The organism is Vibrio sp. LaRot3, assembly GCF_027587025.1.
GTDB lineage: Bacteria > Pseudomonadota > Gammaproteobacteria > Enterobacterales > Vibrionaceae > Vibrio.
In genome coordinates, this window is the sequence record NZ_JAPPTI010000007.1 from 65,228 (window position 1) to 80,271 (window position 15,044).

At 46.4% G+C, this 15,044-nt stretch carries 15 protein-coding genes; all 15 read left to right on the forward strand.

The window, feature by feature from the left end; translation table 11 throughout:
- Nucleotides 1-177 precede the first annotated feature (177 nt).
- Entirely contained in the window at nt 178-1,368 is a 1,191-nt protein-coding gene (locus OH461_RS14480) for a cobalt-precorrin-5B (C(1))-methyltransferase (protein WP_270021282.1), read from the forward strand.
- Nucleotides 1,365-2,030 carry a precorrin-8X methylmutase gene (locus OH461_RS14485; RefSeq protein ID WP_270021283.1) on the forward strand — a complete coding sequence of 222 codons (666 nt, stop codon included), beginning with the start codon at nt 1,365-1,367 and terminating at the stop codon, nt 2,028-2,030. Before OH461_RS14480 ends, OH461_RS14485 begins: the two co-directional genes overlap by 4 nt.
- A complete protein-coding gene (cbiE, locus tag OH461_RS14490; RefSeq protein ID WP_270021284.1) occupies nt 2,027-3,262 on the forward strand; it encodes a precorrin-6y C5,15-methyltransferase (decarboxylating) subunit CbiE in 1,236 nt (411 codons plus the stop codon). The genes OH461_RS14485 and cbiE overlap by 4 nt, the downstream gene beginning before the upstream one ends.
- A 12-nt stretch (nt 3,263-3,274) precedes the next feature.
- Nucleotides 3,275-4,081: a precorrin-2 C(20)-methyltransferase gene (cobI, locus tag OH461_RS14495; protein ID WP_270021285.1), complete on the forward strand. Its 807-nt coding sequence runs from the start codon at nt 3,275-3,277 to the stop codon at nt 4,079-4,081.
- Nucleotides 4,078-5,778, forward strand: coding sequence for a cobalamin biosynthesis protein (locus tag OH461_RS14500; protein ID WP_270021286.1), 1,701 nt, complete (start codon nt 4,078-4,080; stop codon nt 5,776-5,778). Before cobI ends, OH461_RS14500 begins: the two co-directional genes overlap by 4 nt.
- Entirely contained in the window at nt 5,771-6,610 is an 840-nt protein-coding gene (locus OH461_RS14505; RefSeq protein ID WP_270021287.1) for a sirohydrochlorin cobaltochelatase, read from the forward strand. Before OH461_RS14500 ends, OH461_RS14505 begins: the two co-directional genes overlap by 8 nt.
- 13 nt (nt 6,611-6,623) lie before the next feature.
- Nucleotides 6,624-7,454 (forward strand): precorrin-3B C(17)-methyltransferase, encoded by an 831-nt coding sequence (gene cobJ, locus OH461_RS14510; protein WP_270021288.1) that lies wholly within the window; start codon nt 6,624-6,626, stop codon nt 7,452-7,454.
- Entirely contained in the window at nt 7,451-8,224 is a 774-nt protein-coding gene (gene cobM, locus OH461_RS14515) for a precorrin-4 C(11)-methyltransferase (protein WP_270021289.1), read from the forward strand. Before cobJ ends, cobM begins: the two co-directional genes overlap by 4 nt.
- Nucleotides 8,142-9,185 (forward strand): adenosylcobinamide-phosphate synthase CbiB, encoded by a 1,044-nt coding sequence (gene cbiB, locus OH461_RS14520; protein ID WP_270021290.1) that lies wholly within the window; start codon nt 8,142-8,144, stop codon nt 9,183-9,185. The genes cobM and cbiB overlap by 83 nt, the downstream gene beginning before the upstream one ends.
- Before the next feature lie 23 nt (nt 9,186-9,208).
- Nucleotides 9,209-10,252 carry a threonine-phosphate decarboxylase gene (locus OH461_RS14525; RefSeq protein ID WP_270021291.1) on the forward strand — a complete coding sequence of 348 codons (1,044 nt, stop codon included), beginning with the start codon at nt 9,209-9,211 and terminating at the stop codon, nt 10,250-10,252.
- 19 nt (nt 10,253-10,271) lie between these two features.
- Nucleotides 10,272-11,573 carry a cobyrinate a,c-diamide synthase gene (locus OH461_RS14530; protein ID WP_270021292.1) on the forward strand — a complete coding sequence of 434 codons (1,302 nt, stop codon included), beginning with the start codon at nt 10,272-10,274 and terminating at the stop codon, nt 11,571-11,573.
- Entirely contained in the window at nt 11,573-12,187 is a 615-nt protein-coding gene (locus OH461_RS14535) for a histidine phosphatase family protein (RefSeq protein ID WP_270021293.1), read from the forward strand. Before OH461_RS14530 ends, OH461_RS14535 begins: the two co-directional genes overlap by 1 nt.
- A gap of 75 nt (nt 12,188-12,262) precedes the next feature.
- A complete protein-coding gene (locus OH461_RS14540; protein ID WP_270021294.1) occupies nt 12,263-12,646 on the forward strand; it encodes a hypothetical protein in 384 nt (127 codons plus the stop codon).
- An 81-nt stretch (nt 12,647-12,727) separates the two neighbouring features.
- Complete coding sequence (locus tag OH461_RS14545) at nt 12,728-14,164, forward strand: PepSY-associated TM helix domain-containing protein (protein ID WP_443088464.1); 1,437 nt, start codon at nt 12,728-12,730, stop codon at nt 14,162-14,164.
- Between the two features lie 114 nt (nt 14,165-14,278).
- The gene (locus OH461_RS14550) at nt 14,279-15,043 is read left to right on the forward strand and encodes a metallophosphoesterase family protein (protein WP_270021295.1); all 765 of its coding nucleotides are present in this window, start codon (nt 14,279-14,281) and stop codon (nt 15,041-15,043) included.
- Nucleotide 15,044: the final 1 nt, after the last annotated feature.

The window sequence follows — 15,044 nt, forward strand, 5'->3', positions numbered from 1 at the left end:
AGGTATCGGTTCGAGCTGTTGGCGTTAAACACAGGAGTGTTTTATGGCGCTACGGAACGTGTTAGCCACAATTTTTCTACTCTGTCAGCATCCGAACCATGGCAGGGTCTTTTCGCGATCTTTCAATAAAGTTAGCCTCAATTGTCATAATCTGGTGATGCGTTTGAGTAGCTGATCATGTCTCGTCTCAAACGTTCAAGCCATAAAGGTGAACTAAGAACCGGTTTCACAACGGGTGCTTGCGCAGCTGCAGCAAGTGCAGCCGCTGCTCGTGCCCTGTTAAGTAAACAAAACCCTTCGAACATTACGATCACTTTGCCCAATGGTGATAACGCTGAGTTTGCAGTGAACTACTTGCCTGCGGATAGCGGAGTCTTGGCACAAGTGATTAAAGACGGTGGCGATGACCCTGATTGTACTCATGGCTTAGCCATTCACGCATTAATTGAACCGATCAATGGGCATGCCATTGAAGTGAAGGGTGGTCTAGGCGTGGCTACGGTTACTTTACCCGGTTTAGAGCTGGCGGTAGGCCAACCAGCTATAAATCCCGTACCCAAAGCAAATATCTTAGCAATGGTCGAAAGAGAGCGTAAGCACTCGGAGCAACCGACTCAAGGTCTAGTCATTACTATTTCAGTGCCCAAAGGAGAAGAAGCCGCCAAGCAGACCATCAGTGAAAGGCTTGGCTTGATTGGCGGTATCTCAATATTAGGGACGCGGGGGACGGTTAAGCCATTCTCTACTTCCGCTTACGCTGCTTCGGTTAGACAGAGTATTGAAATTGGTACTGAGAATGGTCACCGAGCATTTTGTTTGACCACGGGTGGCCGAACAGAAGCCGCCGCGATGAAGATTTACCCGCAGTTTGTACCGATGCAGTTTATTCAAGCGGGGGATTTCATTGGTGTTGGGCTGCGCTGTGCAAAGCGTTGTAATGCCAACTCAATACATTTAGTGGTCATGATTGGTAAGCTTTGCAAGTTGATATCTGGGAGGATGATGACTCATGTCTCTGGCCATGGTATCGATTTTGGTTTGCTTGCAGATAGAGCGGATCATTGTGGTTATCCAAGCCATTTAGTTAATGAGATAGCCAATAGTCGAACTGGTCGACAAGTGCTGGATTTAGTTCGGGGAACGGAGCGACAGCAAGCGTTTCTGGCTGACTTATGTTTACTTGCACAACAGCATGCAAGCGAATACATCAAACATCAGTTCCCGGTAGAGGTGACCTTAGTTGATTTCGATGGGCCTCAACTCGCTAACAGTTTTCCAATTAACCAGCGTGATAACGAAAGTAAATCCATGGTCAGCCAATCTGGTTGCAGCGATCACACTGAAATTATGGATAAGGAAGCACAATGACAACAGATACTGAACTCGTCATGCAGCAAATGACGGCGCAAGGACGAGCGATAGAAAGTGGCTCTTTTGCGATTATCGATGATGAAATAGAGCGGATTCACGGTGGGCATGGTTTTACGCCGAGTCAGTGGAACATTGTTCGCAGAGCGATTCATACCACTGGTGATTTTGAATTCAAACAGCTATTTAAGTTCAGCGAAAAAGCGACGGAGCAAGGCTTAGTCGCATTAAAAAGCGGCGCGTTGATTATTAGTGATGTCAGTATGATTGTCAGTGGGTTGAATAAAAAGCGTTTGGCAGTAAATAGCAACGAGGCGGTATGCTTTGTGAGCCATCCTGAAGTGATCGCGAGAGCGAAGCAAAGCGGTCGAACTCGATCGCTTGAGGCCATGCGCTACTGCGCAGAGCAAGGGTTGTTAGAAGGCGCAATCCTAGCCGTCGGCAATGCGCCTACAGCTCTTATTGAAGCTTTAGAAATCGCCAAAGAAGGTGGGCCAGAGCCGGCATTAATCATAGGAATCCCGGTCGGCTTTGTGATGGCCGAAGAATCCAAACAAATGCTCACTGAAACGGATATCCCATATATCACCAGTCTCGGTCGAAAAGGCGGTAGCCCATTGGTGGTTTCAACGATTCATGCTTTGTTAACGGAGGCGCTATGAACCCTCAGTTGACCGTTGTCGGTATCGCGGAAGATGGCTGTTTAAGCCTAACCAGTAAAGCGGTAAATAGTGTCGCAAACGCGGAAGTGTTAGCGGGTCATGCTCGGCATAAAGTTTGGTTTCCCCAGTTTCAGGGTGAATTTCTCGATATGGCAATGGGCTTTAACGCTTGGTTAAGCGCTATTTCGTCTCGGTTGGATGATGGTCTAGAGGTGGTTGTTCTCGCCTCTGGTGACCCATTGTTTTTTGGCATTGGCGCAACGTTGCAACAGCGGTTAGGTGTTTCGGCACGCTACATTCCAAGTTTGAGTAGCATGCAGTTAGCTTGTGCAGAGCTCGGCTGGCCATGGCAGCAAGCCAGCTTTGTTTCGTTGCATGGTCGTCCTTTATTCGGCTTAACCAGCGCTTTGCAGCATACCGATTTATGCGCCGTACTAACGGATGAAACCAATCACCCAGCGCGGATTGCGCAGCACTTAGAGCTATATAATCAACAAGATTGGCGTGTCGCGGTATGCGAGCAATTGGGCTCAGCAAAACAGCGTGTACGTCAATATAGCGTTGCTGAGTTAGCTAAGTTATCGAGTAACGAGTTTGACCCCCTCAACGTTGTTTTATTGCAGCGCGGCTTAAATGAGCGTTGGGGTGGGTATGGCGTGTTTGCTTTTGATGATGACTTTGCCAAAAAAGTGCCTAAACGAGGGCTTATTTCAAAATATGCAGTACGAAATCAGGCAATTGCATGGCTTAGGCTAGCACCTACAGATTGCTTTTGGGATATAGGCTCAGGCTCAGGGTCGGTTGCGATTGAGCTCGCTAAACAAGCCTACAAAGGCAAAGGTTGGGCGATTGAATCGGAAATCGAATGCATTGAGGCCATAACGCATAACCTTCAAAGCCATAGCGTTGATAACGTGGCATTAATTCATTCTAAAGCGCCTTTAGGTCTTGACAATTTCGATGCGCCAAACGGTGTTTTTATTGGTGGCTCTCGAGGAGAGATGAGCGATATTTTGAATGCTGCGTGGCAAGTATTGCAGGTGAATGGCCGAATTGTAGTCAGCGCAGTGACGTTAGAAACTCAGCAGCAAGTTCAAGCTTGGGCTGAACTCAATAACCAACAATATCAGCTACAAGTGCTCAATGTAGCGAACACTCAGCCGCTAGCCGGCTATCAAAGACTGCAAGCAGAGAACCCTGTTTATCTGTATGTCTTTCATAAAAATAATTAACGGAGAAAAAGTATGGCCTTAACTCAGGCTAAGTTGTTTTCAATTGGTCTTGGCCCCGGAGATGGTGAGCTATTGACTTTAAAAGGAATGCGGTTGATTCAACAGTGCGATGTATTAGCGATACCGGAGCGAAATAAAGGTCAGCAAGACTCCTTTGCATGGGAGATCCTTCAACAAGCATTTGCCAGTGTTGGCGTGTGTGAACAGGAGATTGGAACAAAGCGGTGCTTTTTACATTTCCCGATGACCCGTGATTGCGGAGTGACCGTTCCGGCGTGGCAAGAAGCCGCCCAGCAAATCTACGGTTTTTTAAAACAAGGCCTGAGTGTTGCATTTGTGACTGAAGGAGATCCGTCGGTTTATAGTACATGGAGCTATATTCAAGAAGAGCTGCTAGAGATGGATGAGAATGTTCGTTCATGTATTCAAGTTGTTCCCGGAGTTAGCTCGATTACTGCAGTTCCGAGTGTGACGCAACAGCCTCTAGCGGATGGAAAAGAGCGCTTTTGTGTGGTGCCTGCAACCTATGGCTTAGAGCACATTGCCGAACTTTCAACCCAGTTTGATACCATCATTTTTATTAAAGTCGGCCGTGTGGTGCAAAAGCTTACTGACCGCCTAAAAGAACTCAATTTGCTCCAATATGCGCAATATGTCTCTCACGCGACGACAGATAAACAGGCGGTTTATTCTTGTTTACAGCAAGTGCCTAAAGAACATCGTTATTTTTCAATGGTTCAATTATCGATCCGCAAACAGCGCGGCGCACTTCGTGGCTTACAGCCCATTGAACAGCAGATTGAAACGGTGCTGGAATGAGGTTGAACCATAACAAGGTCGCCATTTATGCCTTAACAAAAGGTGGCTTAAAACAAGCGAAGGTCTTGGCAAGAAGCCTACCTTACAGCCAAGTGTTTGCTGCGCCAAAAGCGGTGGAACATGATGCTGTTACGGTAATGGAACCGCCAATCGCCAAACAGGTTGCTCAGCAATGGCTTGATTTTGAAGCGCACGTATTTGTTTGCGCGAGTGGTATTGCGGTTCGAACCATTGCTCCTTTACTTGATGATAAACGTAGTGACCCAACCGTATTGTGTTTAGATGAAGCGGGAAGGCATGTCATTCCATTAGTGAGTGGCCATCGTGGCGGTGGTAACGCGTTGGCAAAGCGCTTAGCCCGAATCGTTCGTGGTGAAGCTGTTTTAACCACCGCTTCAGACGTTCAGCAAACCTTGTCGGTTGACTTGATGGGTGCGCCGTTTGGTTGGTATCTAGCTCCATGTTGTGAGCATGCCGTGACTACAGTTTCCGCAGCGGTAGTGAATGATTTGCCGGTTTTGATTTACCAAGATTCGGGCGATCTAACTTGGTGGCCTTATGATAAAGCAATGCCAAAACATCTGTGTTACAGCCAAGACCTAGCGGCGCTTTCAGGTCGAGAGTGGGCTGGGGTGATCATTGTTTCAGACTCGATTGAGCCATATAGGAAAGCGGTCGAATTGGGTTTGCAAGATAAAACCGTTTTCTGGGTGCCTAATAGCATCCATATAGGGATAGGTTGCGATAGAAATACGCCACATACAGTGATTGGTGCAGCGTTGCATGAGGTATTGAAGCAATACAACATTCACAGTGCAGCGATAAAGAACGTCTCTAGCATCGAGCTCAAGGCCAATGAGCAAGGGATTGTCTCCAATGCGCGAGAGCTTGGTGTTGAGTTTATTTGCTATTCCGCTGAGCAATTAGACACTCAGCCGGGTATCTTGCATCCATCGGAGTACGTGAAAAAAGTAACAGGCAGTTGCTCAGTAGCCGAAGCGGCTGCGCTTCGATCAAGTGACACCACACAACTAGTGGTTGCTAAGCAAAAGTTTTGCAAGGATGGAAAAAACGTCACATTAGCAATCGGCCGCAGAGAGTTCAGTGAAAGCTTACGCAGTGAAAAGTTTAAGAATAAACTGATTAAACAAAAAGATGGCGAAGTCGCGCCTGTACCCGATAAGTTAAATGCTTATGGCAACCCGGTGGTTGAGGGCTTTGCGTGTAAACCAAGGCACCCAGATTTGAATCGCCCTATGCTGCATCATCGCTTTCACATTATGCTGTGTGAAGGTGGACGCTGCGCCAAGAAAGGCAGCAAAGCGATGACTCACGCGCTGCGAGACATATTGAAGCATGTTGGGTTGAACTCTGGCGAGCAGAGAATCAAAGTTTCTCGTACTCAGTGCGTTGGTGCGTGCCGACAAAAGGCGACATTGGTGATTTACGAACGAGCCAACGCCGAACAAATAGGGCCAAACCATGCTCTTTGGTTACGCAATATTGAAGAGTTTAGCCATCAACAGTGGTGCGATTTATTTTTATCGTTGGCGCAAGGAATCGATCTTCGCCAGCAATTATCTTCTCATTTTCTAGCTCCAGTCATTAGCCATCAGGAATTTAAGACGGCGCTCGCCGATCCTGATTCGCCATTATTAATGCACGATATCAGCCCCCAAGGAGGGCAGCATGATTAAAAGATTAAGACACTATCAGCAAGGATGCGCGATTGTACTTTGTTGTTTCGGCTCGGTCGTTGCTCAGCAGCGCTATCAACAACTCGCCGATCGTTTAGCTCAAGAATACCCAGAGTGTGATGTACACATGGCGGTAAGCTCTAAGATGGTGATCAAGAAATCACAATTGTCACTCAAGACACTGCCGCAAGTGTTGGCGGATTTAGAGTTCTCTGGATACAAACAAGTGTTGGTGGTCAGTGCCTACCTATTCCCGACTGATGAGCATCTTCAACTCAAAAAGGTAGTAGAAGGGTTCTCTCAATTTAGTTTTGCCAATTACGCTTATACGCCTGCTTTATTTAACCAAAGCCAGCAAACGGGTAAGTTGCTTGATGAGTTAGATACTCGTTTTGATCATGCGCCACTTAAACTGTACGTATTCCACGGAGCACCATATTTGGACAACCCGGGACATCAGTCTATTGGTTACGTTCGCGATTATCTTGAACTGCTTGATTCCAATGCGCTGGTTTGCTCACTAGAAGGCGCATGGCCATTTAAGTTGGTGGAAAGAAAACTGCTCAAGATGAAGCAACAACTTGGCTATGCTGATGATCATAGGCCTGAGCTTGAAGTGATCCCGTTGCTACTGGCATCGGGTAACCATTTTATGAATGATCTACACGATATTCAGCAGCACTTAGAAGCGGAATTTGATGTGACACTAGCCCGTGATGAAAACGGTGAAGCCTTTAATTTATTGGGCTTCGAGCCATTGTACACCCTAATTACACAGCAAATTGAACATGGCTTGATGCAGCTTGACGTTCAACTCGATAAGCAAGCATAAGGGTGACTTGACTATGGCAACGCTTTATTTAGTGGGTTTAGGCCCCGGTTCGATTGAGCAAATGACTCAGCGAGCGCAGCAAGTTGTGCGCTCTGTTGATGCTGTAGTAGGTTATGGTTTGTACGTTAGATTGGTTCGTCCGTTACTAGATAATCAAGATGTGATTCGCAGCGGAATGACCAAAGAATGGCAACGTGCAGATGAAGCCATTGAATTAGTTCAACAAGGTAAAAACGTTGCTCTAGTTTGCTCGGGGGATTCGGGTGTTTACGCTATGGCGCCATTGGTGTTTGAGATCATGGCGGAAAGAGCGCTGGATTTTAACGTTGAAGTCGTGCCCGGAGTAACCGCAGCAATTTCTTGTGCTTCTTTGGTCGGAGCGCCGATGGGACATGATAGCTGCACCATCTCGTTATCCGATTTATTGACACCTTGGCAGGTGATCGAAAAGCGCATCGAAGCGGCGGCAATCGCAGACTTTGTCATCACCTTTTATAACCCTCGTTCTAAAAAGCGAGTTAATCAAATCGAAATAGCCAAGGATATTTTGCTTAAACATCGCTCGCCGGATACTCCGGTTGCGGTGATTGATAGCGCTTATCGCGATGAACAAAAGGTGCAGTTGACAACCTTGAAAGACTTTACTCAATTAGAGTTTGCCATGAGTGCTTCGGTGATTGTTGGTAACAGCAATAGCTACCGTTACAAAAATTGGATTGTGACGCCGCGCGGCTATCAGCATAAATATGATTTAGACGATGGCGCGGTAAAAGAAGGTCAGCGACCGGGCAGAACCTTGGTGACAGAGCCTGTTAAAACCGTGGAGAGCGAGGTACTAAAATGACCGTGTACTTTATTGGAGCAGGGCCAGGTGATCCGGATTTAATTACCGTCAAAGGAGCAAAGTTGGTCGAGCAGTGCCCAGTGGTACTGTATACCGGCAGCTTAGTACCAAAAGCGGTAATTGAACGCGCTCGTCCTGATGCGTTAGTTTTAGACTCCGCAGGAATGGATTTGGATGAAATTACGCAAGTTTACTTAGATGCCCATAGCAGGGGTGATGATGTAGCAAGAGTTCAAACGGGTGACTTGTCTATCTATTCCTCTTTAGCTGAGCAGACGCGCCGACTGAAAGCATTAGGTATTGATTGGCAGGTAATTCCCGGTGTTAGCTCGTTTCAAGCCTCTGCGGCTGCATTGAGCCAAGAGTTGACGTTACCTGAGCACTGCCAAACCATCATTTTGAGCCGAGCTTCAGGGCGCACTCCAGTGCCTGAAAAAGAGAACTTGAAAAGCCTTGCTTCTCATGAAGCGACGCTTTGTTTGTTTTTAAGTGCGACTTTAATTCGTAAAGTCGTAAGAGAACTGAGTGAAGTTTACCCTTCAACATGGCCGGTTGCCGTCGTTGAAAAAGCCTCTCACCCTGAGCAACGAATATTTCGTGGTACACTGGCCGATATCGCTCAGCAATTGCATGATGCGAATGTACGTTCGACGGCGATGATCATTGTGTCGAAAGTGTTGGCAATTAATGATTTCCCCGATTCTAAGCTTTATGACGCTTCGTTTAGTCATGCGTGTCGCAAGGCCTCAGTTGTGGAATCAGAACAATAGGGATGACAGCAAGATGTTACTTGGGCTTAGCCTATGGCAGTTAGCATTAGCGTTAACTTGTGCACTGTTATTGGATAAATGGTTAGGAGAACCAAGTCGATGCCATCCATTAATTGGCTTTGGCAATTGGGCGATCAGAGTTGAGAAGTGGTGTCGAGCTTTGTCTTGCCCACCAAACTGGCAAGGTCGCCTCGCGTGGCTTATTGCTGTAGTGCCAATTGTTATTGTTGTTGGCGGGTTGTTCTTATTGCTAGCTAATGCCGGCCTGTGGCCTTGGCTGTTATTGCTGCTACACGCTGCAATCATCTATTTGTGTTTAGGTGGTAAGAGTTTAGAGCAGCATGCGATGGCGATTTATGCACCGCTAAGTCAGGGGGATATGAACCAAGCGCGACATGCAGTACAAATGATCGTTAGCCGAGACGCGCAGCAAATGGATGACGAACAGATCGCCATTGCAGCGGTCGAGTCTGTACTTGAAAATGGTAACGACGCTGTGATTGGTACCTTGTTTTGGGGGCTGCTTTTTGGCGCACCCGGCGCCGTGCTTTTTAGGTTAGTGAATACCTTAGATGCGATGTGGGGGTATAAGAACCCGCGTTATTTATCGTTTGGCCGCTTCGCCGCAAAAACAGACGATAAGCTTGGTTTTATTCCAGCGCGAATTACGGCTTTTGGTTACGCAATACTAGGTGATACCAAACGCGCGATTGATTGTGTTAAAACCCAAGCCCAATATTGCTCTAGCCCAAATGGCGGTGTCGCTATGTGCGCGGGTGCCGGTGCACTCAATGTGCGTTTAGGTGGGCGTGTTTGCTATCACGGCGAATGGATTGATAAACCCAATATGGGAAGCGAGCAAAAGATCACGCCTCAAGATATCCCAAGAGCTTGTCGGTTATTGGAACGTTCTGTTTGGCTCGCCTTAGTCATTATTTGGGCTATCGCATTGTTAGTCTAGGTTTACGTTAATTCGAGGATTTTATGCTTCATCATGGTGGCCGCTTGCAGCAAGTCGCGGCGCAATACAACACTCAACCTAGTCAATGGCTTGACCTTAGTACCGGTATTAGCCCTTTTAGTTATCAAGTCGGTGATGTTCCTCAGCATGTTTGGCATCGCTTGCCTGAAGAGGAAGATGGCTTATTGCAAGCAGCGCAAGCGTATTATGGTTATCAGGATTTACTGCCAGTAGCGGGCTCTCAGGCGGCAATTCAATTACTACCAAGAGTGATTGAACATAAGTTAGGCCGAAAGGGTACAGTACTATTACCGGAAAGAGGGTATCAAGAGCATCGCCAAGCATGGCAGAAGTCATACTGGCATATCGAGCAATACCAAACCTTACCTAGCCAAGCACAATTGCAATCTTGTGATGCGGTGTTAATTATTAACCCCAATAACCCATCAACGTTCTTAGCTTCTCCTCAGCAGTTGGACTATGTTGAAAGCCATTTACCAAATCATGCGGTATTAGTGATTGATGAAGCGTTTATGGATGAGCAAGATCAATCATCTCGCCTCATTTCGATCTCGCGAATGCAGCATGACGAAGTCGCGAGCAGTGCGTTACCGCATAATGTGATTGTACTGCGCTCGATTGGTAAGTTCTTTGGCCTTGCGGGATCGCGGGTTGGGTTTGTGGCTGCTCATCAAAATTGGCTTGAACAGTTAAGAAGCGAACTCGGCCCTTGGACAATTTGTGGAGCCAGTCGTTGGGTGGTTACTCAAGCTTTAAAAGATTCACAATGGCAGCAGCAAGCTAGAAGTAAGATCAAATACGCGAGCGAACTGCAATTGGAGAGAATTCAGTCTGTGTTTGCTGGCTGTATTGTCTCGAGTGCTGGTCTGTTTATTCGGTTAGAACACTCTAAATCTCCCGAGTTGTATCAAGCGCTTTGCCAACAAAGCATTCTGGTGCGTTTAACTGACGAACAAGATGCATTGAGATTTGGCTTATGTGCTGATGCTGAGCAATTAGAGCGGCTTATCTGTGCGTTAAATACGATTTCAATAGAATATAAATGATTGAACATAAGGACGTTTGATGGTGAATGAAGCGATATGCCCAGCATTGGTGGTCGCTGCGCCAAGCTCAGGTGCAGGGAAAACAACCGTTGTGGCCGCGATTGCCCGATATTATCGAAATCAGGGTAAAAAGGTACGCGTGTTCAAAACAGGGCCAGATTTTATTGACCCTGCGTTTCTGTCTCATGCGAGTGGTGCGCCTGTTTATCAGTTAGATTTTTGGATGTGTGGCTTAGAGCACTGTCAGCAACTCCTATACAAAGCCGCTCAAGAGGCAGATTTGATACTGATCGAAGGTGTGATGGGTATGTTCGATGGTCAATGCTCTAGCGCTGATATTGCTGCAAAAATCGGTATTCCTGTAATGGTAGTGGTTGATGCTGGGGCAATGGCTCAAACCTTTGGTGCAATAGTGTATGGCTTAGCAAACTTCCGCCAAGATGTTGAAGTCGCCGCTTGTTTTGCTAATCGAGTAGGGTCACCAAGGCACTTTGACATGCTGCAACAAAGCGTATCATCAGACACGCCATTGCTTAGCTATCTTCCTAAGTCTGAACAATTTTCGTTTCCAGATCGTCATCTAGGTTTGGTGCAAGCGCAAGAGCTCACTGATCTTGAGCAGCGTTTAGAAAGTGCTGCGCAAAGTATTGGTGCACATTGGCAGCTTCCCGCCCGTGAAACGGTATTTTCGCACCTACCTGTGCATTCAATCGAACCGGTATTACAAGGCAAAACTATTGCGATAGCGCAAGACTGCGCGTTTAGCTTCCTTTATCAAGCCAACATTGACTGTTTAGAACAGTTGGGCGCAAAACTGAGTTACTTCTCTCCTGTCGCGGGGGACAGTTTGCCTGAGTGTGATGCGGTTTATTTGGTTGGTGGTTACCCTGAACTTCATTTAGAGAAATTACATGATAACTGCAAGTTACGCGAAATACTGCGTGACGCTGTCACTAATGGTATCCCAGTGGTCGCAGAATGCGGTGGCATGCTGTTCTTGCAAGATTCAATCGAAGCAACGAATGGCAAAAGCTTGCAAATGTGCGGGGCTTTAAAGGCCAACTCCAAAATGCAAACAAAGTTAGCCGCATTAGGGCTCGTTGAAGCAGAGCTGGCAAGTGACGAGGTGTTAAGAGGCCACACTTTCCATTACTCGAAAACGACAACCTCCTTGTCGGCTTGGAAGCAAAGCGTTAGCCAGTATGGTCGACCTAGTGAGGCGATATATAGGGTTAACAACCTAATCGCCAGTTATGTTCATTGGTATTTTGCTTCAAACCCTTCACTTACCGCGAAGATGTTTTTAGGTGAGTTGGACTAATGGCGCACATTTGGGTCATGCGTCATGGTCGAACGCGTTGGAATGAGCAAAGCCGCATACAAGGTCACTTAGACAGCCCGTTAACCAAGGCTGCAATAGCGGAACTGTATGAAATGAACCTGCCTAATTTAGCTGGTGGCACTATCTTGTGCTCTGATCTTGGCAGAGCAACCCAAACCGCCGAGCTTGTTGCACGTCGTTCTGGTGGGAACATCGTGGTTTCTTCACTTTTAAGAGAGCGAGGTTTTGGTGTGTTGCAAGGAGAGGTCGTCGATGAAAAGCCCCATCTGCACGTTCAATGGCAGTCGTATCATAAACGTTACCAGCAGCCGAACCTCAATATTGTTGGCAGCGAATCTGGCCGAGTATTTTCTCAAAGGCTTAATGCCTCTCTGGAACTGATTGCTCGTATTCAACGGGGCGGCCAGCCGTTACTGTTGATTGTGCATGGGGAATGGTGGTTAGCGTTTGAGAGCCTCTTGAATGGTCGGCTATTTTGGCAAGTTAGAGGGGATATGGCCGAAAACAGTCGGCTATTCTTGTTCCCTAGCGATATTCTAATGAGCGAACAATCCGCTTCGACTGTTGGTGGGTTTTATAAAAAGCGTGCGTAGATAAGAAATTTTACGATCTTTCTCTTTTCTTGTTATTAAAAGGTTATATATTTGCTTTTCATATAAGTGAAAGCAATGTTAAAACCAATTCATTATTCCATAAGATGGCCCCGAAGGCTCTATTCTAGTTTTATCTTAGCGACTGCGTTGAGCTGGTCGTTAGTTGTTGCTATGCCTGTTATTAATGCACATGGTCAAAGTGCCGGTGTATGGGCGACACTTTGTACTATTAATGGCTTCGAGCTTGTTCAGGTAGAAGAAGGCCACTCAATAAAGCCGCATGGTAAACCATGTCCTTTTGGCCATTTCACGTATTTAGAAATAGGTAGTATTTCACCTGTGGTTATTGACCGTGTCGTCACGCTTTCCACGGCCTTTTCGACCACAATTTTGACTCTTTCTTCTCGATATAAGAGTGCATTTCCTAGAGCTCCTCCGTATTCGTCATCAATCCAATAAAAATTAGAAAAATATAAAGTCAAAGCAAGCTTCATCTTCTGATTCGAAGGAGGAGGCTTATGTCTAAAAAAGGATTTGTTCATGTCGAGCATAAATAAAAAGATGGCTCCAACTGGCTCCAGTTCAGAGCACAAAACGATCAAAAAATCGCGTTATTTTCTTACTTGGCGCTGGCATTTTTATGCCGGCTTGTTTGTTGTGCCATTCATGTTGATGCTGTGTTTTACCGGTATCGTCATGTTGTTTGATGACGAGATCGAACAGTTTCGCTATCAATCTATCATTAGTGTTGATGTTGGAGAGCAAGCTGCTGCGGTATCTGAGCAATTGTTGGCCGTAGAAAAGCAATTTCCTGACAGTACTGTTACTCAATTTATACCTGCCAAGCAAGCTGATTTAGCCAATCGGTTCAACGTTCGTCATCAAGATGGTAGTAGCGTGTTTGTGACCGTTAATCCGTATAGTGGAGAGGTTCTAGGTGAAATAGATCGCAGTGACAGTTGGTATCAGTTAGCTAACGATATTCACGGCACACTGTTAATTGGCGATATGGGAGATTACTTGATTGAGGTGGCAGCAAGCCTTTCTATTCTTTTACTGGTTACAGGTGTCTATATGTGGCTGCCGACGGACAATGTAACAAAGTCAGGCTTTTTGAGGCTTCGATTCAGTCAAGGAAGCCGAATATTGCTGCGTGATCTCCACGCTAATATTGGCGGCGTATTCGCATTGGTTTTGCTCTTCTTTGTTCTCTCTGGGCTTGCATGGGCCGGTTTTTGGGGAGGAAAAATGGTGCAAGCTTGGAGCAGCTTTCCTGCACAAAAGTGGGATGAGGTTCCTTTGTCTAATTTAACTCATAAGGACTTAAATCACGGTAGTGAAGAGGAGTTGCCTTGGAACTTGGAACAAACTCCTGTTCCAGCCTCACATGATCATGCAAATATGGGGCATGAGGCAATGGAGACAAATCGTTCATTTGCTTCTCAGATTGATCATATCGTTAGGCAAGGCCAGCAACTAGGTTTTACTGATTATCGATTGAATCTACCTCGCTCAGAAACGGGTGTGTTTACCTTTACCGCTAATACGATGAGCGGCGATATTACCAACCCTACTCAAGATCGAACCACTCATATTGACCAATATAGCCATCAAGTTTTGGCGGATGTGACTTGGCAAGATTACAACCTAATGGCCAAAGCAATGGCTGCAGGAATTGCGTTGCATACCGGTGACATTACGCCAGTAAACAAATGGGCAAATGTATTGGTTTGCCTTTTGTTCATAGCTGTTTCCATATCCGGTGTGATTATGTGGTGGCAACGTCGCCCGAGTGGACAAAAACGCTTAGGCGTTCCCCCTCGCTTTGAACACAATGGCCTGTGGCGTACAGGAGTGTTTACTGTGGTGCTGACTGGTGTTTGTTTTCCTTTAGCGGGGCTAACCATCGTGGCGATGCTGCTACTCGATTGGGTGCTGTTTAGTCGGGTGAAGAGTTTGCAATATGCATTGAGCTAACCAGAAGTAATTATTGAGAATGCACGCAATATAGCGTGCATTTATTTTATAAATACTGATATTATCAAGGGGTTAAGAGCATTTACGTACAACGCCACTCAAGGAGCGAGTGCAATGACCAAATACGCAGTTCTTTCAGATATTCACAGTAATGTGTACGCCTTGCAAGCCGTTGTAGAGCACGCCAAGCAACAAGGTGTGACGCATTTTATTAATCTGGGCGACATTCTTTATGGCCCAATCGCCCCAAGGGCAACATTTGAATATTTGCAGCAATTAGACGCCATCACTATCTCAGGAAATCAAGACCGCCAGATTTATCAATCGACAGAGCAAGAAGTACAAGGCAACCCTACCATGCAGTTTATATTGCAGGATTTGGGGCAGGAGCCTCTGGATTGGATGAAGTCATTGCCTTTTGATGCCCGAATCGATGGCGAGATTTACGCATGCCATGGCACGCCGAAAGATGACTTAATCTATCTGTTGGAAGAGGTTGAATCAGGTAGAGCTCAACTACGAGATGATGCCGCGATCATTCAACTTCTTTCCGGGTGCTCAGCGCCTATTATCCTTTGTGGACATACTCATACTCCCCGCTGTGTAGAGTTATCGACAGGGCAGTTAGTCATTAACCCGGGTAGCGTTGGCCTACCTGCTTATACCGATGATGAACCTTGCATCCATTCAATGGAAACATTCAGTAGTCAAGCGAGCTACGCCACTTTGTATCAAGATGCCCAAGCTAGGTGGCAGGTTAGCTTACACAAAGTCACTTATGATTTTGGCTCAGCCATCCAACAAGCCGAGCTGAGAAATCGCTCAGATTGGGTTCATTTTCTAAAGACTGGCCGAGGCCTTGTCGTTGAGGAGCAGTAAC